20 protein-coding genes, 1 pseudogene and 1 riboswitch are annotated in these 22,133 nt (G+C 39.0%); of the genes and pseudogenes, 10 read left to right on the forward strand and 11 right to left on the reverse strand.

Going from position 1 to position 22,133, the window contains the following annotated elements; all coding sequences use genetic code 11:
- Nucleotides 1-112: 112 nt before the first annotated feature.
- Nucleotides 113-475, forward strand: a complete 363-nt coding sequence (locus F985_RS22810) for an RcnB family protein (RefSeq protein WP_004705684.1) — start codon at nt 113-115, stop codon at nt 473-475.
- A gap of 48 nt (nt 476-523) precedes the next feature.
- Here the strand turns inward: F985_RS22810 and F985_RS22815 are convergent, their stop codons facing one another.
- From F985_RS22815 to F985_RS22830, 4 genes are all read right to left on the reverse strand, one after another.
- The gene (locus F985_RS22815; RefSeq protein ID WP_004705685.1) at nt 524-1,006 is read right to left on the reverse strand and encodes a phosphate-starvation-inducible protein PsiE; all 483 of its coding nucleotides are present in this window, start codon (nt 1,004-1,006) and stop codon (nt 524-526) included.
- A gap of 119 nt (nt 1,007-1,125) precedes the next feature.
- Nucleotides 1,126-2,907, reverse strand: coding sequence for an acyl-CoA dehydrogenase C-terminal domain-containing protein (locus F985_RS22820; protein ID WP_004705686.1), 1,782 nt, complete (start codon nt 2,905-2,907; stop codon nt 1,126-1,128).
- Nucleotides 2,908-3,073: 166 nt separating this feature from the next.
- Entirely contained in the window at nt 3,074-4,876 is a 1,803-nt protein-coding gene (locus F985_RS22825; RefSeq protein ID WP_004705687.1) for an acyl-CoA dehydrogenase C-terminal domain-containing protein, read from the reverse strand.
- A 293-nt stretch (nt 4,877-5,169) separates the two neighbouring features.
- Nucleotides 5,170-5,547: a hypothetical protein gene (locus F985_RS22830; protein ID WP_004705688.1), complete on the reverse strand. Its 378-nt coding sequence runs from the start codon at nt 5,545-5,547 to the stop codon at nt 5,170-5,172.
- 132 nt (nt 5,548-5,679) lie between these two features.
- On the opposite strand from F985_RS22830, the gene baeS reads away from it, so the two are divergent.
- Nucleotides 5,680-7,341, forward strand: a complete 1,662-nt coding sequence (gene baeS, locus F985_RS22835; RefSeq protein WP_004705689.1) for a sensor histidine kinase efflux regulator BaeS — start codon at nt 5,680-5,682, stop codon at nt 7,339-7,341.
- Between the two features lie 19 nt (nt 7,342-7,360).
- Nucleotides 7,361-8,047: pseudogene (locus tag F985_RS22840) on the forward strand (response regulator).
- 70 nt (nt 8,048-8,117) lie between these two features.
- Here the strand turns inward: F985_RS22840 and F985_RS22845 are convergent.
- The 3 genes from F985_RS22845 to F985_RS22855 all read right to left on the reverse strand — a co-directional run bounded on the left by F985_RS22845 (nt 8,118) and on the right by F985_RS22855 (nt 11,494).
- A complete protein-coding gene (locus tag F985_RS22845) occupies nt 8,118-8,699 on the reverse strand; it encodes a L,D-transpeptidase family protein (protein ID WP_004705692.1) in 582 nt (193 codons plus the stop codon).
- Nucleotides 8,700-8,764: 65 nt separating this feature from the next.
- Nucleotides 8,765-10,207, reverse strand: coding sequence for a protein adenylyltransferase SelO (locus tag F985_RS22850; RefSeq protein ID WP_004705694.1), 1,443 nt, complete (start codon nt 10,205-10,207; stop codon nt 8,765-8,767).
- A gap of 114 nt (nt 10,208-10,321) precedes the next feature.
- Nucleotides 10,322-11,494 (reverse strand): acyl-CoA desaturase, encoded by a 1,173-nt coding sequence (locus F985_RS22855; RefSeq protein ID WP_004705695.1) that lies wholly within the window; start codon nt 11,492-11,494, stop codon nt 10,322-10,324.
- A 208-nt stretch (nt 11,495-11,702) separates the two neighbouring features.
- Between F985_RS22855 and F985_RS22860 the strand changes: the two genes are divergently transcribed.
- Complete coding sequence (locus F985_RS22860; RefSeq protein ID WP_004705696.1) at nt 11,703-12,233, forward strand: META domain-containing protein; 531 nt, start codon at nt 11,703-11,705, stop codon at nt 12,231-12,233.
- 28 nt (nt 12,234-12,261) lie between these two features.
- On the opposite strand, the gene F985_RS22865 is transcribed toward F985_RS22860, so the two are convergent.
- The 3 genes from F985_RS22865 to F985_RS22875 form a co-directional block, all read right to left on the reverse strand.
- Nucleotides 12,262-12,975 carry a glycerophosphodiester phosphodiesterase gene (locus tag F985_RS22865; RefSeq protein ID WP_004705697.1) on the reverse strand — a complete coding sequence of 238 codons (714 nt, stop codon included), beginning with the start codon at nt 12,973-12,975 and terminating at the stop codon, nt 12,262-12,264.
- Between the two features lie 73 nt (nt 12,976-13,048).
- Nucleotides 13,049-13,627, reverse strand: coding sequence for a cob(I)yrinic acid a,c-diamide adenosyltransferase (locus F985_RS22870; protein ID WP_004705698.1), 579 nt, complete (start codon nt 13,625-13,627; stop codon nt 13,049-13,051).
- A gap of 96 nt (nt 13,628-13,723) precedes the next feature.
- Nucleotides 13,724-15,595, reverse strand: coding sequence for a TonB-dependent receptor plug domain-containing protein (locus F985_RS22875; protein ID WP_004705699.1), 1,872 nt, complete (start codon nt 15,593-15,595; stop codon nt 13,724-13,726).
- Between the two features lie 36 nt (nt 15,596-15,631).
- Nucleotides 15,632-15,838: riboswitch (cobalamin riboswitch) on the reverse strand.
- Nucleotides 15,839-15,964: 126 nt separating this feature from the next.
- Here F985_RS22875 and F985_RS22880 point away from each other — a divergent pair.
- The 5 genes from F985_RS22880 to F985_RS22900 all read left to right on the forward strand — a co-directional run bounded on the left by F985_RS22880 (nt 15,965) and on the right by F985_RS22900 (nt 19,985).
- On the forward strand, nt 15,965-16,624 hold the full coding sequence (locus F985_RS22880; RefSeq protein WP_004705700.1) for a phosphoribosylanthranilate isomerase: 660 nt from the start codon (nt 15,965-15,967) through the stop codon (nt 16,622-16,624).
- The gene (gene trpB, locus F985_RS22885; protein WP_004705701.1) at nt 16,608-17,837 is read left to right on the forward strand and encodes a tryptophan synthase subunit beta; all 1,230 of its coding nucleotides are present in this window, start codon (nt 16,608-16,610) and stop codon (nt 17,835-17,837) included. Before F985_RS22880 ends, trpB begins: the two co-directional genes overlap by 17 nt.
- Before the next feature lie 10 nt (nt 17,838-17,847).
- Nucleotides 17,848-18,357 carry a DUF1543 domain-containing protein gene (locus tag F985_RS22890; RefSeq protein WP_004705702.1) on the forward strand — a complete coding sequence of 170 codons (510 nt, stop codon included), beginning with the start codon at nt 17,848-17,850 and terminating at the stop codon, nt 18,355-18,357.
- Nucleotides 18,358-18,509: 152 nt separating this feature from the next.
- A complete protein-coding gene (locus F985_RS22895; RefSeq protein WP_002051387.1) occupies nt 18,510-18,722 on the forward strand; it encodes a hypothetical protein in 213 nt (70 codons plus the stop codon).
- A gap of 267 nt (nt 18,723-18,989) precedes the next feature.
- Nucleotides 18,990-19,985, forward strand: coding sequence for a DUF2804 domain-containing protein (locus tag F985_RS22900; protein ID WP_004705703.1), 996 nt, complete (start codon nt 18,990-18,992; stop codon nt 19,983-19,985).
- Nucleotides 19,986-19,993: 8 nt separating this feature from the next.
- Here the strand turns inward: F985_RS22900 and F985_RS22905 are convergent, their stop codons facing one another.
- The gene (locus tag F985_RS22905) at nt 19,994-20,869 is read right to left on the reverse strand and encodes a metal-dependent hydrolase (RefSeq protein ID WP_004705704.1); all 876 of its coding nucleotides are present in this window, start codon (nt 20,867-20,869) and stop codon (nt 19,994-19,996) included.
- Nucleotides 20,870-20,990: 121 nt separating this feature from the next.
- On the opposite strand from F985_RS22905, the gene F985_RS22910 reads away from it, so the two are divergent.
- A complete protein-coding gene (locus tag F985_RS22910; protein ID WP_004705705.1) occupies nt 20,991-22,037 on the forward strand; it encodes an AraC family transcriptional regulator in 1,047 nt (348 codons plus the stop codon).
- Nucleotides 22,038-22,133 lie beyond the last annotated feature (96 nt).

Here is a 22,133-nt window from a genome sequence, read left to right on the forward strand (position 1 = left end):
TCATATTTTCTTTATAGTCATTACAAACAATATCAATCAAGCCTGTTTTATTCATGGTTTCTCCTTGACTCTCTCTTAATCTAGCTCTATATCAAGACAAAAGGGATGCACCATGAAAAAGCCAATCGTTCTTGTACTTTCAACTTTAATGTTGGGTATATCTGCTACTGCGATGGCGGATTCAAATAATCGCTGGGATAATTATCACGGCAACGCTAATCGACATTATGATCAACGTTACGACCATCGCGATGAACATAGAGGACCGGGTTGGATCAAAGCAAACCGTGGTGGTGAATATGTAGTAGTCAAGCGAGGGGAGCGTATTCCTGTAGAATACCGTGATCACCGTTACTTTGTTTCAGACTGGCGCGCACATCGTTTATATGAGCCACCACGTGGGTATCACTGGGTGAAAACGCCGAATCAATATTTATTAGTTGATTCACATCACCAAGTTTATCGTGTGCGTTAAGTGTAAAATATAGAATATTAGAAAGGCCTCAGTATCGAGGCCTTTTTTTTATGCTAATTCATCATCTTGTGGCTGAGGAGTTTTGAGTGAGACTGGGGTCTTTGAATGCTTTTCTTTCATGACCGATGGATAATTCCATGAAGCAAAACGAACGACTAAAATGGAAATCGCTAAAATTAAAATTGAACCAGTAATAATGACTTGATCGATATCCGCTTTATGGTCATGTTGAATATCGGAAATGAGTAGTCGGGTTAATGCTGTAATTGCGACGTAAATAAGAAAGCGTACAGGCATGTGATTGGTTTTAAAGTAAATCCCAACCATTGCGCCAAGTTCTAGGTAGATAAATAATAGTAAAATATCATCAATTGATGCATATTTTTTGATAGTTAAAATTTCAAAAACAGTATGTGCCGCTGACCATGCCACCATACAGCCGATAATGAATAAAGCCAAATAATGAAAAGCCTCAACAGCATAGTGTCCAAATCGGTCGAGTGTTCTTTCAAACTTTTTAGGATCAGGCATAGTAAAATCTTTTTTGATATTTGTATGCCTAGAAAATAAACAAATTTTATGCCAATAGAAATAGTAAATACAAAATAAAAAACGCCTGAGTAATCAGGCGTCTTTTATGAAAAATTTAATTATGCTTGGTTGGTAAAGTAGTCTTCACTAAAGCCCATAATTAAGTCAGCACCCGCTTTAATTTTAGCAATACGTGCATCAATATCCGGCAAGATACGTTCAACAAAGTATTGAGCTAAAGCAAGTTTGTTTTGGTAGAAATCACCAGACTTATCTTTAGCTGCAGCAGAAATTTTTGCAAACATATAAGCGAAGCTGAGTAAGCCCACTGCATGTAAATAATCAACAGCAGCAGCATTTGGGAAGTCTACGTTTTCAGCAGCTTGCTCAATAATAAACTGAGTAATTGCTTCAATTTCAGTTGCAGCATCTAATGTTGCATCTTTAATGAAGTTCAAATCTGTGTCTAGGTCATTTGCAAAGTCACGAATCTCAGTGATGTATTCAGCAATGAATGCGCCGCCACATTTAATAGTTTTACGACCAATTAAATCTTGAGATTGAACGCCATTGGTACCTTCGTAGATTTGAGCAATACGAAGATCACGAATACATTGTTCCATACCCCATTCACGAATATAACCGTGACCACCAAATACCATTTGAGCATCTAAAGTTGCTTGGAATGCTGTATCTGTAAGGTATGCTTTTGCAATCGGTGTTAAAAGCGCAACGCGATTATTGGCTTTTTTCACCGCTTCTGCATCAGTTGAGAACTTAGTGATATCGAGTTGTTGACCTACATAAACTGCAAATGCACGTGATGCTTCATTGTTTGCACGTACGTTAAGTAGCATACGACGTACATCACCATGGACTAAAATGCTGTCAGCAGGTTTATTGGGTGATTGAACACCCGCAGCACTACGACCTTGTAAACGGTCAGTCGCATATTGAGCAGCATTTTGATAAGCAAACTCAGAAGCGCCTAAGCCTTGGATACCCATTGATAAACGTTCGTAGTTCATCATCACGAACATTGCAGCAAGCCCTTCGTTTTCTTTACCAACGAGGTAACCTTTTGCGCCATCAAAGTTCATCACACAAGTAGCAGATGCCTTGATCCCCATTTTATGTTCAATAGAACCTGGGCCAACATGGTTACGGTCGCCTAACGAGCCATCTTCATTTACTAGGTATTTCGGAACAATAAATAGTGAGATACCACGTGAACCCGCAGGTGCATCAGGAGTTTTAGCAAGTACCAAGTGAATGATATTTTCTGCTAAATCGTTATCACCACCAGTAATGAAAATTTTAGTACCAGTAATGTTATAAGTACCGTCTTCATTACGCTCTGCTTTAGTTTTGATAATACCTAAATCAGTACCTGCGTGTGGTTCAGTCAAGCACATGGTACCTGACCATTCACCTGAATAAATCTTAGGTAAATAAGTTTCTTTTTGCTCTTGAGATGCATAGCTACTTAAAGCCATGCCAGCACCCACTGAAAGAAGCGGGTAGAGCATGAAAGATGGGTTTGTCGCAAATAACATTTCATCGGCAAGAACGGTCAGCATTTTTGGCATGCCTTGACCGCCCCATTCTTCATCTGCGCCTAAGCCAATCCAACCACCTTCTGCATATTGACGAAATGCATCTTTAAAGCCAGCAGGAGTAAAGACTTCGCCGTTTTCGTAGCGAGCGCCTTCTTCATCACCAGTACGGTTTAATGGGTGAGTCACGTTCTGAGCAAATTTAGCCATTTCTTCTAAAATTGCTTCAGCAGTTGCAGCATCTACATGAGCAAGTTTCTCATTAGACTGCCAAAATTGTTCTGCTTTAAATACATCATTTAAGATGAATTTCATATCAGCTAAAGGAGCATTGTAAATTGGCATAATCGTTCACCTTTTTTATGCACATTGACCTGTGCTAGATATCCTGTAAAACGAAATGGATATTGAATTTAAAGTCTCAATTTATCACTGATTTTATAAAAAAGGACCGTCAAAACTGAGCAGTCCTTTTTTAGTTTTTAACATTGCATATCGCAACTAACTATGGTTAGAAAGCGAAATGTTCAGCATCTAATGACATCAATGGGTCTAGACCACCAGCAATCACGTCTACATGAGAACGTACGCGTGGCAAGATTTTCTTGAAATAGAAGCGAGCAGTGGTAACTTTCGCGTTGTAGAAATCAACGTCAGTTGTACCTTCTGCCAATTTCTCTTGTGCTACAAGCGCCATACGAGCCCATAGATAACCTAAAGTCACGTAACCAGCGAAGTATAGGTAATCTACAGCAGCAGCACCCACTTCATCCGGATTTTGCATTGCACGCATACCGATTTGCATAGTGAGATCGCCCCATTCTTTGTTAAGCGCAGCAAGTGGCTCAACAAATTCTTTCATGGCAGCATTGTCTTTATTTGCTTCTACAAACTTATGAACAATCTTAGTGAAATCACGGAGCATTGCACCTTGAGTTTGTAAAACTTTACGGCCTAACAAGTCTAGTGCTTGAATTTCAGTTGTACCTTCATACAAGCAGGCAATACGTGTATCACGTACGATTTGCTCCATGCCATGCTCAGAAATAAAGCCATGACCACCGAAGACTTGAACACCATGCTTAGCAGACTCAGAACCTGTTTCAGTTAAGAAAGCTTTTGCAATTGGAGTCAATAAAGACAAGATATTGTCAGCAAACTTACGCTCTTCTTCAGTTTCGCCTTTTTCAACGATATCTGCATATTGAGCGAGTAAGTAAACAAGTGCACGACCGCCTTCAGCAAATGCTTTTTGAGTTAAAAGCATGTTACGAACAGCAGGGTGAACAATAATTGGATCTGCTTCTTTTTCTGGAGCTTTAGGACCAGAAAGTGAACGCATTGCTAAACGATCTTTCGCGTAAGTTAAAGCACCTTGGAAAGATGACTCAGACGCTGCTAAACCTTGAACAGCAGTACCAATACGTGCTGTGTTCATGAAAGTGAACATACAGTTCAGGCCACGGTTTTCAGGTCCAATCAAGTAACCTTTAGCTTGGTCGAAGTTGATGACACAAGTTGCGTTACCATGGATACCCATTTTGTGTTCGATAGAACCACAACGCACAGCGTTACGCTCGCCCACAGTTCCATCTGCATTTACATGGAATTTAGGAACGATGAATAACGAAATACCTTTAGTACCTTTTGGTGCACCTGGAAGGCGAGCAAGAACAATATGGATGATGTTGTCAGCCATGTCATGTTCACCAGCAGAGATAAAGATTTTCTCGCCAGAAATTGCATAGCTACCATCTGCATTTGGTTCTGCTTTAGTACGGATAATACCTAAGTCTGAACCTGCATGAGATTCAGTTAAGCACATCGTACCTGTCCAAACACCAGAAACAAGGTTAGGCAAGTACGTATTTTTTTGTTCATCAGAACCATGATGTTCTAATGTACGTACTGCTCCGTGAGATAAGCCTGGGTACATACCCCATGCCCAGTTAGAGCTACCAACCATTTCTGAAATTGCGATACCTAAAGAGTTAGGTAGACCTTGACCGCCGTATTGTTCTTCTGCTGATAAAGACGGGAAGCCAAGTTCAATATATTTTTGATAAGCTTCTTTAAATCCTGTTGGAGTAGTGACTACACCATCATTCCAAGTACAACCTTCGCGGTCGCCAACTTGGTTTAAAGGAGAAAGTTCATTTTCACAGAAGTCTGCCGCAGCTTCTAAATATTGATCAACCAATTCACGGCTTACGTTACCTTGGAAATCAGGTAATTTTGCATAGTGCTCTTCTGCATTTAATAATTCATGCAAAACGAATTGCATATCACGTAAGGGCGCTTTGTATTGTGGCATATCGGGTTCCTCAATACTGGTGAAACCAGAGTTATAATCCTAATCTACGATAATGTGCCATAAGAGGCACCTTGAACCATTACATCGTGCAACAACTTGCATAACTGTACAAGCACCTCAGGGCCTTTACTTTGTGACTGCAAAGTCAAGAAAAAAATACTTGAACTATGTAAGTGCTTTGAGTGTAAACACTTTTAGTGAAGTTTAGATGAGACAAAATAGTCAAAATCGTAAATAGTTATGTACATAAAAAAAGGCGCATAGAAGCGCCTTTTACTTTATTGCTTTAAGCTTTATTTTGCTTGAACTGCTGCTGGAGCAGGGGCATTAACTGGTGGTTGAGGGCGCTTTGGTTCAAAACGTAAGTTACACGTACCTTCAAGTGTTCTATCTCCAACTTGAACATTTACAGCTTGACCATTTGCTTTGCCTTCACATGCTTTTTGAATTTGTTCAAAACGAGCTTGACGCTCTGCGCGGTGCTGCTCCCACGCTGCTTTTTGTTCAGGGGTAAATTCACGGTGCTTCATACGGTGATGACCATCTCGTGGACCATCTTGCATCATGCCATGTTCTGGTTTAGGAGGTTGAGTCATTGATTGACACGCAGCCAAACTACCCATAGTTACAATTGCTGCACTGAATAATGCAATTTTAGCAGTCATTTTCATATCTAAAGCCCTTTTAATGTTTGTTTCCACATACCTTAAAGATTAGATAATAAAGATGAAGAAACAATGGAGAGTTTTTCTTTTGGTTGTTAGTTACAATGAAAAATATAGGGTAAAAATGAGAGAGTACTTTTGAACGTACTACGTGTTCCAATTGCATTGCGGCTATTTTTAACAGTCTTGCTGACTACATTGTTAATTGCAACCGCAAGTTTGAGTGTTCTGCACTGGACGATGCAAAAGAACTTTGCCAAATATGTGGCCGATGTTGAAATGCAAAAGCTAGATCGGCTCATGACCAATCTTGGAAATGTGTATAGCGTTTATCATGATTGGGGAAATGCAATTCAGGCGCAAATCTTACAAATTGAAGGAACGGCAGCGCCAGACGATTATGACCGTCTCTCACAGTGGTGGTTAAGACGTCAATATGATATTGCGATTCAGCAGCATTCGTTCGATGAACACACGCTCATTAATGTTTCTCCAGATGGAGCGACAGCAAATAAAAATTCTATTTTTAGTGATGAAGAGCTACGCACACTTGAAAAGAACTTACCTTCAGAATATCAACCATTTGAAGGCTTAAAATTTCCATTAAGCGCAAACCAATTCCGTCCGCGTGATGATAAAAAGGGTAATTCAAAAAAAGGAAGTCTTAAAGATATTGAGACACAAAATGGCAAAAAGCGCTTTATTGCTTTGCCAGACCGTTTGGGCTTAAGTTCTCGTTTATCTTTATATGATGCCAAACATCAATTTGTAGTTGGTGAACCTCCATCTTCAGATCAAATGTCTTACCGTCCCATTATCGTCAACAATCAGGTGGTCGGTTATTTAGGTCTAAAACCAGTTCTAGATAAAGAAGATGCTTTAAGTATTAATTTCTTTAGTAATCAAAAGCGTTATTTACTTTTAATTTATGCTTTAACTTTACTATCGAGTTTAGTTGCAGCACTTTTAATGGCAACTTATTTTAAAAAGCCAATTCAACGTTTATTAAATGCAACAAGGGAGTTAACAAAAGGTAATTACCAACATCAAGTAGTGATTAAACGAAATGATGAACTTGGTGATTTATCAACTCAATTGAACCATTTGGCCGAGATTTTACATCAACATGAAGAATCACGCCGTCAATGGGTTGCAGATACGTCTCACGAGTTGAAAACACCGTTGGCTGTATTGCAAGCGCAAATCGAAGCAATGCAAGATGGTATTCGAAAGGCAACTCCTGAACATCTCGATGCCATGATGAGACAAGTTTCAAGCTTAAAGAAACTTACCCAAGACCTAGCAGATCTAGCACAGGCTGATGCTCAGCAACTTAAATGTTACTTAGGTTCAGTGAATCCGTGGGATGCTGTATTACAAGAAGTTGAAAACTTTAGACCTAAACTTGAGCAAGCAAATCTGGAAATTAAGGTTGAAGGTGAAGGGGTATCTTTACTGTTAGATCGTGATCGCTTTAAACAAATTATTGTTAATTTAATTAGTAATAGTATTCGTTACACAGAAACAGGTGGCAAAATTCATATTCATACAAGTCAAACTGCTCAAGAGTGGACTTTGTATGTTGATGATAGCCCGTTTGGTTTAAGTGATGAGCAACTATTACGTTTAGGTGAGCGTTTTTATCGAGTAGATGATTCGCGTACGCGTAGTACAGGTGGAACGGGATTAGGCTTGGCTTTATCTTGTAAAATTGCGCAAGCGCTTGGTGGTACACTAAGTTTTGAACACTCTCCATTGGGTGGTTTACGCTGTGTACTTACCTTTAAAAAGCAGAGTTAAATAAAAGGAAAAATGGCCCATGAAGCATGTAATGTTGGTTGAGGATGAAGTTGAGTTAGCGCATCTGGTACGTGATTATCTTGAAGCTGCTGGTTTTGAAGTAAGTATGTTTCATGATGGTCAAGATGCTTACACGAGCTTTCAGCAACGGAAACCTAATTTAATGATTCTGGACTTAATGGTTCCAAGAATGGATGGTTTAACGATTTGCCGTAAAGTACGTGAACAGTCAGATTTACCGATTATTATGGTGACTGCACGTACTGAAGAAATTGATCGAGTTTTAGGTCTCAATATGGGTGCTGATGATTACGTTTGTAAGCCATTTAGTCCAAAAGAGTTAGTTGCACGTGTACAGGCCGTTTTACGTCGTTTAGAGCGTAAGGCCGAGCCAGAGCAAAATGACTCCTTCCGTATTGATAAAGCTCAGCAAAGAATTTGGTATCAACAAAAGTCGTTAAGTTTAACGCCGACAGAATTTCGCCTACTTGAGCTATTTTTAGAACATGTCGGACAAGTTTATTCACGTGCGCAATTATTAGACCATATTAATCCAGACAGCTTTGATGTTGCTGACCGAGTTATTGACAGCCATATTAAAAACTAGCGCCGAAAAATTAGTGAAGCAGCTGAAACTGGTAACCGTCATGAATGGATTCAAGCTGTTTATGGCGTTGGTTACCGCTTCGAGTATCCAGAAGAGTAAACTGTTCAGAAAAGTTATTCTGTGGATAACCACAATGTTATCCACAGAAAATGTGGATAGTTTTCAAAGATTATGGATAAATTATAATCTTGGTATGATTAGGGACTAATTGCCAAATTTCATCTATATCTACATTTCTAACTGCAATACAACCTAAAGTCCAATCTTTGTGTGGCATATAACTTGAACTAAAAGGTATCCATAAAAAGGAATTTGGGGCAGATCCATGGATCATGATATTCCCACCTGCCGGCTGATTATGCTGTTTAGCATAGGCAACATCTTGTGTATTAGGATAGGAAATATGCAGTGATTTATAGAAAGCACTTTTGGGATTGCGCCAGTCTATAGAATAAACACCTTCAGGTGTTTTACCGTCATTTTCAAAATTTTTATGCCCTTCAGGGTTGAAGCCTAAACGAATAAGGTAACGACGAATTACTTCCTGATCACTTTTAAGTAGAAGGATGCGTTGATTTTTAAACACTTCAATTGAGGTTATAGGTTTTGTCTTTATAAGGTGAGATATCTCATTACTTGTGAGTTCTTCATGAGAAGAGACAAAAGTAGGTAAATATTTTTCATACTTATAAAAAGCAATTCCAAGTGGAATGAATAGAAGTGTACAAATAATGATAGGTCTAATTTTCATATATTATTCTTTGATGTTTAAGAAACTCTCTTAAGCGACTTAAGAGAGTTTTAGTTTTTTTTATATTAAGACGAACAGCTCACCGCTACATCAGGCACATCACTTGGTAAGGGGCCTAAATCTTCTGGTTTTTCCAAATCTGGCTGTCTTATATAAGGATGATTGAGTAGCTTAAACAAACGGTCTACCTCACTAAAATCATCTCGCTCCGCTGCTTCAATCGCTCGCTGTGCCATATGATTACGTAAAATATAAATCGGATTTGCTTCTTGCATATTTGCATCAAGTTCATCTGTATCTTGATGTTCACGGATATTTTCATATTGGCTAAGGAACTCGTCGAACTGTCGAATATCGAGGCAATCATCACGTAGAGCCTTATACTCTTTATTTTGCAGTCGAATAAAACTTTGAGTGTAATCTAGCTGCTCGGTTTGTAAGATTCTTAAAAAAGCAAAACTACAATCAAGGCTATCTTTATGGAAATGAGGAAGGCCCATTTTTTGACACAATCCAGTGGTGTAGTGCTCAATAAAGGTGGGCTCAAACCCTTCTAAGCAAGCAGCTAATTCTTCTTTGAATTGCTCTTTTTGTTCAGGTTCAGCAAGTGGAACTAGATTATTTAACCAAGTCCATAAATTCCAGTGCGCAATACTTGGCTGGTTTTGATAGGTATAGCGCCCTTGGTAGTCGGAATGGTTGTTAATCCAGTTCGGGCGGAAACGTTCCATAAAACCATATGGGCCAAAATCGAGTGTAGAGCCTGTAATATTTAAGTTGTCGGTATTCATTACGCCATGAGCAAAACCGACCAATTGCCATTTAGCAATCATGATGGCTGTATTTCTAATCACAGCTTTAGCAAAAGCTAAAATAGGTTGTGCTTCTTGCTGGCATTCTGGATAGTGCCATTCAATACATTTTTGAGTGAACTCTTTTAATAACTCAGGTGCATATTGATTGATCCATTCAAAGTGCCCTAAACGAATATGACATTCAGATGTTCTGAGCAGCATTGCGCCAGGTTCTAGTTTTTCACGCTGTACACCTTGAGCAGAGCTTGTAAAACCTACTGCATGACTTGAAGCGACTCCTAGAGCATTTAATGCATGACCTGCTAAATATTCACGAATAACAGAGCGTAAAACTGCTCGACCATCTCCCATACGTGAATAAGGGGTAGGGCCTGCACCCTTTAAATGTAAATCGATGGTTTGGCCATTTTTATTCAGAATTTGTCCAATGAGTAAACCACGTCCATCGCCTAGCTGACCTGTCCATTGCCCAAATTGATGGCCTGCATAAACCATTGCTAAAGGTGGAAACTCTGAGAAAGTCCGCTGACCACTGCAAATTTCTACCCATGCCTCTTTTTCTTCATCCGTCCATTGTAGTTCTTCGGCTAAAGCTAAATTGAAGTGTCCAGCTTTCGCACCACGAAGAGGGGTGGGCTGCTGTATATGAAAAAGCTTAGGATTGAGTGATGAATAAAGCGGATTAAAATGCATAGACTGGATTAAATATTTGAGGCGAACTTCACTATACCATAGTTAAAAACCAGCCAAAAAAATAGCGCCTGTAAAGCATGGCTTTTACAGGCGCTATTACGAACTAGAGTCGTATTAGTCTGGTACGACGTTTGTGTTCTTTTTAATGTTGCGCATTAAAGTTTCTAAACACTCACGGTGGTGACTCAAACGATGTTCAAGCAATTGGAAATCAACCTTTAACTTATGATCCATTTTATGAATCTTTTCAGCCATAGCTGCTTTCTTTGCTTGTAACTCTTGTTCTTTGAGTTTCGCCCAGTCATTTAAAGTGTGGGTAAATGCTTCATATTCTTGAGCAATGCGTTGCTTCATTTGGCTCATGTCAGCATTTACATCATGACCATAAATAGCAAGGTCTTGTTCAGCATATTTAAACTTCATTGCCAATTCTGCTTTTTTAATATTAAAGCTTGGAATACGACGTAAGTTCTTTGCTAAACCAACTTTAGAACATGTCCAGATTAACCATTTAGTTGGGTCATATTGCCACCACTTCACACCATTACGATAATCGTATTGGAAAATATGGTGATAGTTATGATAACCCTCGCCCCATGTTGCAATCGCTAACCAGAAGTTATCGCGTGCTGAGTTTTCATCGGTATAAGGGCGTTTACCAAACATATGGCAAAGTGAGTTAATGAAGAATGTTACTTGATGGCTAATGATTAAACGCAATAAACCACCGAGAAGTACAACTCCCCATAAGTCACCAGTTGCCCAGCCAACTAAACCTAAAATACCCACATGAACTGCTACAACCATTAGACCGTAGTATTTATGTTGGAACATCACTAGTTTGTCATTGAGCAAATCAGGTGCATTTTTAAAGTCAGGTTTAGATGGAGAATGATCGCGGATCATCCAACCCATATGGGCATACCAAAAACCACGTTCAATTGAGTATGGATCTTCATCCACATGGTCAACATGACGATGGTGAGTACGGTGACCAGATGCCCAAAACAGAATACTGTTTTGTACAGCAAATGTGCCTGCAATCATTAAAAGAATTTTAAGTGGTAATGACGCTTCATAAGCACGGTGTGCCCAAAGACGGTGGTAACCAGCAGTAATCCCCATGCTACTTAAAGCTAAAAGAAAAAATAAGCTTACCCATGCGCTTACACTAAAATCATAATAATACGCATAAATCGGGATTATGCTTGCAGCAAGAATTGGTAAACCAATTAAGGTAATGCTAGCGGTCCAGTTAATTGGGGCCTTGAGTGGGGCGGAAGTCATATCCGGCAGCGCTCCTAGAAACCTTGTTAAACAAGGTAAAAAGACAAAACGACATAGCAAAACCAATCATCAAGATTTATTGCTATTTTGAACATTATATTAGCATGTGCTTAGTGAGAATCACTAATATTATTGTACAGATGTACTGAAAGAACCGTAACAGAATTAAACCATGCTTGGCAACATTTCAGATAGGAGAAGTTGTGTAATGAAAATACAGCGATTGAGAAAAATGAATAGCATTGATATTGCAAAGAAATTGCCATTGAAATGTCTTTTCATCACAATCAGCCTTGTATTGGCAGCATGTCAAAGCACGCCGCAACAAAATATTCAAAAAGGCCATGTAAAGCCCACACACCATGTACAAACCCAAGTAGTCAAGAAGAAAGTGAGCCCAGAAGGTGTTCAAGACATTGACTGGCAAATTACTCAGATCAACGGGCATAAGGCAAAATTCTTTAACCAATGGCCGACTCTTTCATTGAACTCAGCAGTCAAAACTGTGTCTGGTCATACTGGGTGCAATCGTATTTTTGGCCGATATACTTTCGACTTCAACCAAAAGAAACTAGATATGGAAGTTAATGCCGGTCATTCGAGTTGTGATGGCGCTTTGGCTCAAGAAGCAGAATTAGTTGATTCCTTACAACGTATTCAACGCTTCCAGTTGGTAGGTAATACCTTGTATTTACTTGATCAGAACGGACAACGTCTAATTCAGGCAGAGAAAAAATAAAAGGTGGTTAATACCACCTTTTTTCTATTTAAAGCGCTTCGAGCATTGTTGTAGGAATATCCGTAATTAAACCTTGAATATCTAAATCACGGAGCCTTTTCGCTCTTTCTACATCATTTACTGTCCATACACTAATGTTTAAACCTGCTTGATGAGATAGTTGAATCATTTCATCTGTAGCAAGTTGGTCGTGCCAACCAATATGACCGCAACCATATTGATGAGCGAGTTCAATTGCTGCGCCTCCCACTGGAATTTCAACTAACAAGCCGCGTTTAAATTGTGAGTCGATGTCACGTAAGGCAGTTAAAATTTGAAGATCGAAACTTGTGATAGTCACGACTTTTTCATAACCCTGTAACTCAGTCTCAAGCTTTTGAACTAACTTTTCTGCAAATGCCATATCTCTTACTGCTTTAACTTCAACTTCAATATGCTCGAAGTTATCAAGCAATTTTAAAACACCTGTAAGAGTTGGTGTTGGCTCTGGATTTGGCCAATTGGGCCAGTTTTGACGATGATCAAATGTTAAAGCTTGAGCTAAAGTAGATTGCTCAACAATTTGATCGACTCCAGCTGTACGTAAAAAATTATCGTCATGAATAACGATCAGCTCTTGGTCTTGAAGCTGACGAATATCAAATTCGACACCACGAATACCTAAGTTTTTTATGTGCTGAAAACCACCTAATGTATTTTCAGGAGCTTCTCGGCGTGCACCACGATGACCAATAATGCGCATAATTTTCTTCTATTCAGTTATTGTTGGTTATGGTCTCTTAAAAAGCAGAGACCATACTTAAATTAGTCTATTTTTAAATAATCTCATTAATATTTTTTTGCCAAAGGACTTCTTGTCCACCTTCGGCACGTTGTAAAGCACGAGATGCGACAAATAACCAGTCAGATAGACGGTTTAAAAGTTGGAGCGCTGTGGCTTGAATATTTTGATCACGAGTTTGTACCGACAGCAGAGATCGTTCTGCACGACGACAAACAGCACGCGCTTGATGAGCGTAGCTGCAAGATAAAGAGCCAGATGGCAGAATAAACTCTTTCAGCATAGGCAAATCTTCATTCATACGGTCAATTTCTTTTTCCAGAAACTCAATACAAAGGGGCTGAAGTAAATTGTAGTTTGGAATACAAACTTCGCCACCTAAATCGAAAAGCCAATGTTGAATTAGGCTTAGACTCTTGTCCCAATCTGCTTTATTAGTCACTTGGCTGGCTGTGATTTGTGCGCGTAGTACACCAATAATGGCATTGAGTTCATCGACATCACCAAGCGCCGCAATTCGTAAATCATCTTTGGCAACACGAGAGCCATCGCCTAAACCTGTTGTACCTGAGTCGCCTGTGCGTGTATAGATTTTACTTAAACGGTGTCCCATGATGGATATCCTGAACATAAAAAAGGGGATAATGTCGGTCAAAACATTACCCCGAAACTGGAGTTAAGAAAATATTTTTATAATCTAGAGTGAAAATTAATAACGGAAAGTTACGCCAACAGAAGCTTGGCGGCCACCGTTGATATACCAGTATTCTGGAGAGAATGAAGATTGAGCATTATATGCAGTGTTATAACGTACATCACCAATATTCTGGATGTTCGTAAATAACTTTATATTTGGATTCATATTCCAAAAAGCATTTAAATCAACAGTTGCATAGCCTGGAACTTTAACTGAGTTTTCAATATTTTGTGCGTTTGCTTTAGAGCGAGAGACTAGAGAAGCATTCACCCCATAAATACCATCATCATAGCCTGCAGTTAAAGTATATGTTTGACGGGGACGATAAGGGACATCTATGTCTTTATCTTTATCTCTAGCTTCTACATAAGCGTATTCAGCATTAACAAAGATATTATCCTTAGACCACTTTAGACCTATTTCACCACCTTTCATATCAGCTTTATTTAAGTTGATATATGTTGTTCTACCATTTATAGCACCATAACTAATTAAATTTTTAACATCTGTATAGTAGCCAGAAAGATAGGCAGAAAGACCATAATTAAATTTCTGATCTATACCAATTTCATATGACTTGCTTTCTTCAGGTTTTAGGTCAGGGTTACTATAAAAATCATAGCCGTAAGAGCCATATAGATGTTCAAGAGTTGGTGCTTTGAATGCAGTACCAATGTTAGTGTAGATACTTGTTAGAGGAGAGATTTGATAACGAATTGCAGCTTGTCCAACTGTATGTGTACCAAACCAATCATTATCTTCAACTCGGACACCAACCTGAGTATGAATACCATTATCGTTATATTGATGCTGTAAATAATAACCTGTAGAGCTGATATCTCTTACAGCTTCAGGAGATGAGCTAGCATCATATTTTGATCGATTGTATGTAACACCCCCTAAAATATTCTGATTTGGTACAAAATTCCATTTGGCATTTATGTCCCCTTCATCAGAGGTTGTATTAAAGTGGCTTTGATAAATTACTTGTTCGATTTTATCAAGATAGTGAGAATAACGTGCATTTAAGACTAAATCAGAAGAAGCCTTATAACTAGCCAGCCAATTTACTAGACGATTTTCAAAATTACGTTTTGCATTGTTCGTCGAATAGTTCGTAGTATAGTTATTCGTACCTTGATTTTGGTCAATTGCTAAGCTTGTGTTAATTACATCATTACTATAACCAATTTTTGCGTTATATCCTTTTTGGTCAAACGCTGCTTTTTCACTTTTATCTTGTATATTGATAATACTAGTACCATCAGTCTCCATCCGTTGACCACCGATACTTGCATAAAAACCACTGTCATCTACATAATCGGCATTTACAAGTGTCTTATAAGTACGGTTTTCACCATATACACCTGTTAAACTTGCTCCAGATTTTGTTGGATTATTGGAAATTAATTGTACTACGCCACTAATAGCATCTGAACCATATTGAACAGATGCTGGGCCTTTTAAAATTTCGATTTGGTCTACATCTGATAGGTTAATAAATTCAGGTGAAACAGGACCTAAGCCATTTTGAGTATTTAAGCGAGCGCCATTTTTTAATAATAATGTTGAGCCCGTTTGTCCACCGCGTAAAGATAGGTCTGTAAGCTGACCAACGCCACCAGATTGTTTTATATAAATAGATGGATCTTTTTGTAATACATCAGATAAATTTAAAATAGGATTTTTTTCAATTTCTTCTTTAGAAATTACTGAAATACGTGCCGGAACTTCACTCGCTTTTTCAGCACTTTTAGATGCCGTCACTACAATTGGATCGAGCTGAGTTGTGGTAGTTGTATCTTCAGCAAAAATAACAGGTGAACACCCCATCGCAATAGCGATAGCCCCTACCAGACGAGTAGGTTGAAAAGACTTAGACATAACATGCTCCATACATTCACCCCACGTGAATGATCGGGTAGATAGATGAAACAAGCAGGTCTCCGGACTTCAGCGCCATAAATCATTTATGGACATATTCACCTTCCCACATCACTGCAGTGGTGTAAGTCGATCTCGACTTAAAAAATATGCTTTACATTGTTACCGTTGCGGGGGCAGTGCCGGACTTTCACCAGCTTCCCTAAAGCATCAATTGCTTACACTTGCTTCCATTTGAACGCAGTATAAAGTGCCGAATTACTTCCGACAATGTCATTTCGACCAATTCCCAGAGAACTTTTACGCAAGGGACAAAAATTGCATTACAATGGCGCTTATTTTAAAAAATGGTTGTAGTTTAGGCAGATCATGAGCCAATCAAACCAAAAACGTACACGAGCAAAAATCTGTGGAATTACTCGTAAGCAAGATGTTCAGGCAGTGATTACTGCTGGAGCAGATGCGATAGGTTTTGTTTTTTTCCCGCCAAGTCCAAGAAATGTAACAGTTGAACAAGCACAAGAATTAGCAAAACACGTTCCGCCTTATGTACAAATGGTGGGTTTGTTTGTAAATGCGAGTTCCACTGAAATTCAGGATGTACTTGATTGTGTTCCCCTAGATGTATTACAACTACATGGCGATGAAACTCCAGAACAATGCCAAGATATTGCTCGCCATTGTAAACGTCGCTGGTATAAAGCGATTCAGGTCAAACCTGATCTGGATGTAGTTGCTGAAATTCAAAAATATCAGGCAGCTGGTGCCAGTGCTGTATTGCTCGATGCATGGCATCCTGAGCTCAAAGGGGGCACAGGACATCAGTTTGACTGGTCTAAATTCCCAAAACTTGATATTCCATTAATTTTGGCAGGTGGTTTAACCCCTGACAATGTCATTGACGCTATTCATACTACCGGTGCTTTTGCAGTAGATGTGAGCGGAGGCGTAGAGTCCGCAAAAGGTATAAAAGACCAACAACTCATTGAACGATTTATGCAAGGAGTCCAACGTGGATCAGCAAAATAATGTGATTGACTATACCCAATTCCCAGATGCAAATGGGCATTTCGGTATCCATGGCGGACGTTTTGTGTCAGAAACACTCATGGCGGCATTAGAAGATTTAGAAAATCTCTATTCCCGCATGAAAAATGATGAACAGTTTCTGGCAGAATTCGACCGTGACCTCGCCTACTATGTAGGTCGTCCTAGTCCACTTTATTATGCTGAGCGATGGTCAAAAGAGTTAGGTGGTGCGCAAATTTATCTTAAACGTGAAGATTTGAACCATACAGGCTCACACAAGGTAAATAACACGATTGGTCAGGCATTATTGGCAAAGCTTTCTGGCAAAAAACGTATTATTGCTGAGACTGGTGCAGGCCAACATGGTGTAGCAACAGCAACAATTGCAGCACGTTTAGGTCTTGAATGTGTTGTGTATATGGGTGCTGAAGACGTTAAGCGTCAAGCTATGAACGTTTATCGTATGCGTTTGTTGGGTGCTACAGTTGTACCTGTGCAAAGCGGTTCAAAAACATTAAAAGATGCCATGAACGAAGCAATGCGTGACTGGGTAACCAATGTTGATAGTACTTACTATGTGATTGGTACAGTTGCTGGACCACATCCATATCCTCAACTCGTTCGTGACTTTCAATCTATTATTGGCCGTGAAGCACGTAAACAGATCCTAGAGCAAGCCGGTCGCTTACCAGATGCGTTAGTTGCATGTGTGGGTGGTGGTTCAAATGCAATGGGCTTGTTCTATCCATTCTTAAATGATGCCAACGTGAAAATGTATGGCGTTGAAGCTGCTGGTTTTGGTATTGAAACTGGAAAACACTCTGCACCATTAAATGCAGGTCATGTTGGCGTGTTACACGGTAACCGTACTTACCTCATGAGTGATGCACAAGGCCAAATTATCGAGACACATAGTATTTCGGCAGGTTTGGACTATCCGGGTGTTGGTCCTGAACATAGCTTCTTGAAAGATATGAAGCGCGTAGAATACGTGCCAATTAATGATACTGAGGCGCTGCAAGGTTTCCGTGACTTAACCAAAATCGAAGGGATTATTCCTGCGCTTGAAAGCTCACATGCTATGGCATATGTATCTAAGCTTGCACCAACCATGTCTAAAGATCAGATTATTATTGCGACTGTTTCAGGCCGTGGCGATAAAGATTTAATGACAGTTGCACGCATTGATGGCGTAGAAATGGTTGAGATGTAAGAGGAAAAAAATGCCAAGTTTGTTTATGGTAATGTTGGGTGGCCGTCATGCGCGTGCCAATACAGAAGTCCATGACATCGTTATGGCTGTAGGGGATACTTTAGAAGAAGTTTACCCTCAACTTAAACAGGCCTGGTTTGGTGAGGCTCAAGGGTTACATATCGATGCTTGGGCCAAGCTTTCAGGGGTTAGCTCTCAAGGGCAGAACTATCAAATCCAGTTTACCGATGCAGCCCCATCAGCTTCAGATCTAAAGTTGTATTTGATTAATCTGGGTGGCTATACACCTAATGCTTTTGGTGAGTTACATAGTTATCATTTGGTAGTTGCACCTAATGCGGTAAGTGCAAAACAATTAGGTAAGCAGTTTATTGATCAAGAGTGGTATAAGCCACATACCGACCGTGTAGTGGATATTGATGATTGCATTCCGATTGACCATATTGCAGGTCGTTATATCCAACTAGTACAAGGTGAGTTCAATCCAACGCGTTGGGAAAATACTTATTTACTTCTCTAAGTGTTCTTAAAAAAGGCTTAAAGGCAAAAATAAAATATAAAAAATTGCTGATCTCATGTATAGCTCTCTCAAATCGCAACTTTTTTGTAGCACTATTTACAATTCATCTGCTTAGACTAGAAGCTCAACATAAGCTCTTTGGAGTAATCAAAATGGGTCTTCTAGATGAAGTAGGTAAAATTGCTGGTGCAATTATCGCAGAACAAGGCGTCGATAAATTAGATCCAGATGCAGGTTTTCTAGAAAAAGCAGCAGGTGCCTTTGCTGGCTATGAAGCAGCAAAAATCGCTGAGAAAAAATTGGAAAATCAGGACAGTAACGAGCAAGAGTCAGAACCAGAACAAGCAAGTGATGATGACGCTTAACTTTTAGAAATTGAATTGCACTTAAATCATGAGTTGAATTTGATTTTGTTGATGGATTGGGTCATAGCTACTGCAATAGACCCTCAAAGAGTTTAAGTTATCGTATATCGATTTAAGTGAATAATAGAAAAAAGAGCATATTAATATGCTCTTTTTTTATCGCTCAACAAAACTTATTTGAAGATCAAAACAGATAAGTAGCCAATTGGTTAGTGATCAGTCTATTATTAGTCAATAGATGAGCAGGAAATCAACGGATAATAAATAATGGATTTAATTCAAGAAAATGGACAGCCTCGTTATGGGCGTTTTGAATCTGTACCGTCGACCATTCATGTACAACGTTATATTTATAAAACACCTTATGGTAAAGCCTTAAAGGGCTGGCGGAAGCAATTAAAGTATAAAAAATTTAAATTCTGCGGCATTCAGCACAAACATTATAGTATTGGTCTTGCGATTGCAGATATTGGCTGGGTAGGCCATGGTTTTTTCTATGTTTATGATCATGAAACAGGGCAAGTCATTGAGTGGAATGCGATTCAGCCTTTAGGTCATAAAACCTATCTTGATGAACAGCCATTGTTTAATCAAAGCTATTTTTCTAAATCGCCTTATCAGTTTGATATCCAGCATGCCAATGGCGTTCGATATATTCGAGTTACTAAATATGGTGAGATTCAACTCAGCGCTCGAATTTTTTGTGCTGGAACCGATATCTTAAGTTTATGTACTCCAACGGGAATTAATGGGTGGACCTATACTCAAAAGCAGACCACGCTGGGTGTAGAAGGGATGTTCATTAATAAACAAAACCAAGTCGTACAATTTGATGAAAAGACTTTTGCATCGTTAGATGATACTTGTGGTTTTTTGCGACCTGAAACGGCTTGGTTCTGGCTTTCATGTAATTTCTGGGATGAACAAGGCCGACGTATTGGTCTAAATTTAGCTTCAGGGGTTAATGAAAGCTTTGGTAATGAAAATTGCTTATGGGTTAACGGAGTTCTATACCCACTGACTGATGTTTTATTTGAAAAAGTAAATGATGAACTTTGGCAAATTAGCTCTTTAGATCAAAAGCTTAATCTGCAAGTCCATATTGGTTGGTGTCGATACGAAAACATTAATCTAAGGATGATTGGAAGTCAGTTCAATCAGTGGCAAGCTAAAATTAGCGGCAGTATTGAACATGAGGCAATTGATACAATCACTTGCAATGAGCAATACGGGCTACTAGAACAACATTATGCAAAATGGTAACAAGCAGGTTATAAACCTGCTTGCCAAAATGCTTCACCCGCTGCGATTGGGTCATTTGTTTTTTCTAAAGTTTCAATCCAAACAGGATACTGACGAATAACTGGGTGTTGGCTTGGGTGAAAATCTTTTTTAAACCAGTCCAGATATTGTTTTTTCATGGCGGTTAATGTGCCATTTTTCCCAAAGAACCAAGGTAAACCTTTGAGTGTCATCGATAACCTTTCTTTAGGGCTAAAGCCATCACATTTCAACATAATGTTGGTTCTATAGAGTGTGAAACCAAACATGAGTACTGTCGTCAGAACCAATACAAAACGACGAGTCGACTCTGGAACTTCGCCCACCTGTCTCATAACATCAAATGCCACATCGCGATGTTCCATTTCTTCAATGGCATGCCATGCAAATAATGCACGAACATAAGGATGTGCATTTTCCAAAGTTTTTTTATTGCTATAAAAAGTTTCCGCCATTAATGCTGTTAAATGTTCAGCTGCTGCTGTCATGGCAATATTGTATTGTGGTGAACGTTGGGTAAGCTCAAAACGGAAAATTCTTTTAAGTGTGCTTGTGAACTCATCTACAGGCATACCTTGCTCTTTCATGAGCTGATTCATTTTGTCATGGGCAATACCATGTTGAGCTTCTTGTTTAATAAAATCTGCCACTCGCTTTTGTAGTTCCGGGTCATCAATTTTGTCACGGAACATTCGTACACATTCAATGAAGTAACGCTCTCCGTCTGGAAAGGTTAAGCTGAGTGCATCAAACATACGAGTCAAAAAGGGATCGTTATTAAACCAAAATCGTGGTGCTTCATTTAAATGAAAATCTAGATCTTTGCGAACCACTGGCTCGACCTGATAAGAAACATGTGCGTTCATCTTTGTATTTCTCGCAACTAAGCTTTTCCTTAGTATGTCGTGAATGGTCGGCTTTGTTTTGACAGTTATCGCCAATTTTTATACAGTTTGCGACAAGATGGCAGTAAAAAAAGGAAACGCCATGCAAGAATTTACGATCTCTAATGGATACTTTTATCTTTGGAATACGTATTTAAAAGAAAAGGGAGTCGCTTGGCAGACACTTAATTTAAATGACACTCAAACTCGCCAAGTTCAAAATATTTTGTCTGCCTCTATTGATGCTCAATCTTCTTTGCATCTTTTCATTGAGCTTTTAGAATTGACTGAATCTCGATTACAAGTGACCAATTTGGCTTTAGAAATGGCAGCCTGTATTACACCTGCCAACTTTGGGGTGCTGGGTTACATGGCATCTAGAAGTGATACTTTGGGGCAAGTGGTTCAGTATATTGCTAAGTTTCACCGCTTAGTCATAGATGGCGAGCAAGTTGTACCTATACAAATTGAGCAAGATGCTTCTAAAATTCGATTGTATTGGCCTTTAGTTGATGCCAGTAATATTGTACTTAGTGAGTTAACTTTAGCAGCAATGGTACAGCTCGCTAAAGAGATTGCTCCCTTACATGATTTTCTTTTACAGCATATTGAATTTGTACATCGACCTCGAGGTGCGCTGGTTCATTATCAACGGTTCTTTCAGTGTAAATTGTCATTTGACCGACCTTACTATGCATTAACTTTTGCAAGTGAAAGTTTAAATGTTCGTCCCCAGCATGCAGACCCAACTTTAGTACAGCTTTTAGTAAAACAAGCCGAAGAAGCTTTGGTTCAAAGAAAAGTACATACCGATTTAGTTCAGCAAATACATTGGATCGTACAAGAATATTTCAAGCATAAACAGCAAGCACCCAAAATAGAAGATATTGCCATCGAGCTCAATGTTTCAGTGAGGAGCTTGCAACGCCAACTACAGGCATTAAACACTTCATTTAAATTAATTTTAGATGCTGAGCGTATGAAGCGCTGCGAGATATTGTTAAGTCAAAATGAAAGTCTTACAGCAATTGCTGACCAGTTGGGTTATTCCGATCAGTCTGCACTTGCAAGAGCACATAAAAACTTAACAGGACAAACGTTACTCACTCGTAAAAAGCAATTGCAACTCGCCCATAAAAATACAGAGTAATAGAGTTTTTGATGTTTTTTTGCTCAAATTGCAAATAAATAATGACTCAAAAATAGGAAGCTTTGATCATTGAGAAAAGTTTCAAAATATTGATAA

The organism is Acinetobacter seifertii (assembly GCF_000368065.1).
Classification (GTDB): Bacteria; Pseudomonadota; Gammaproteobacteria; order Pseudomonadales; family Moraxellaceae; genus Acinetobacter; species Acinetobacter seifertii.

Bases quoted from the DNA above. Each gene is read 5' to 3' on its own strand.
- F985_RS22810 (WP_004705684.1), top strand. From the start codon at position 113: ATGAAAAAGCCAATCGTTCTTGTACTTTCAACTTTAATGTTGGGTATA.
- F985_RS22815 (WP_004705685.1), bottom strand. From the start codon at position 1,006: ATGCCTGATCCTAAAAAGTTTGAAAGAACACTCGACCGATTTGGACAC.
- F985_RS22820 (WP_004705686.1), bottom strand. From the start codon at position 2,907: ATGCCAATTTACAATGCTCCTTTAGCTGATATGAAATTCATCTTAAAT.
- F985_RS22825 (WP_004705687.1), bottom strand. From the start codon at position 4,876: ATGCCACAATACAAAGCGCCCTTACGTGATATGCAATTCGTTTTGCAT.
- F985_RS22830 (WP_004705688.1), bottom strand. From the start codon at position 5,547: ATGAAAATGACTGCTAAAATTGCATTATTCAGTGCAGCAATTGTAACT.
- F985_RS22845 (WP_004705692.1), bottom strand. From the start codon at position 8,699: ATGAAAATTAGACCTATCATTATTTGTACACTTCTATTCATTCCACTT.
- F985_RS22850 (WP_004705694.1), bottom strand. From the start codon at position 10,207: ATGCATTTTAATCCGCTTTATTCATCACTCAATCCTAAGCTTTTTCAT.
- F985_RS22855 (WP_004705695.1), bottom strand. From the start codon at position 11,494: ATGACTTCCGCCCCACTCAAGGCCCCAATTAACTGGACCGCTAGCATT.
- F985_RS22860 (WP_004705696.1), top strand. From the start codon at position 11,703: ATGAAAATACAGCGATTGAGAAAAATGAATAGCATTGATATTGCAAAG.
- F985_RS22865 (WP_004705697.1), bottom strand. From the start codon at position 12,975: ATGCGCATTATTGGTCATCGTGGTGCACGCCGAGAAGCTCCTGAAAAT.
- F985_RS22870 (WP_004705698.1), bottom strand. From the start codon at position 13,627: ATGGGACACCGTTTAAGTAAAATCTATACACGCACAGGCGACTCAGGT.
- F985_RS22875 (WP_004705699.1), bottom strand. From the start codon at position 15,595: ATGTCTAAGTCTTTTCAACCTACTCGTCTGGTAGGGGCTATCGCTATT.
- F985_RS22880 (WP_004705700.1), top strand. From the start codon at position 15,965: ATGAGCCAATCAAACCAAAAACGTACACGAGCAAAAATCTGTGGAATT.
- F985_RS22890 (WP_004705702.1), top strand. From the start codon at position 17,848: ATGCCAAGTTTGTTTATGGTAATGTTGGGTGGCCGTCATGCGCGTGCC.
- F985_RS22895 (WP_002051387.1), top strand. From the start codon at position 18,510: ATGGGTCTTCTAGATGAAGTAGGTAAAATTGCTGGTGCAATTATCGCA.
- F985_RS22900 (WP_004705703.1), top strand. From the start codon at position 18,990: ATGGATTTAATTCAAGAAAATGGACAGCCTCGTTATGGGCGTTTTGAA.
- F985_RS22905 (WP_004705704.1), bottom strand. From the start codon at position 20,869: ATGAACGCACATGTTTCTTATCAGGTCGAGCCAGTGGTTCGCAAAGAT.
- F985_RS22910 (WP_004705705.1), top strand. From the start codon at position 20,991: ATGCAAGAATTTACGATCTCTAATGGATACTTTTATCTTTGGAATACG.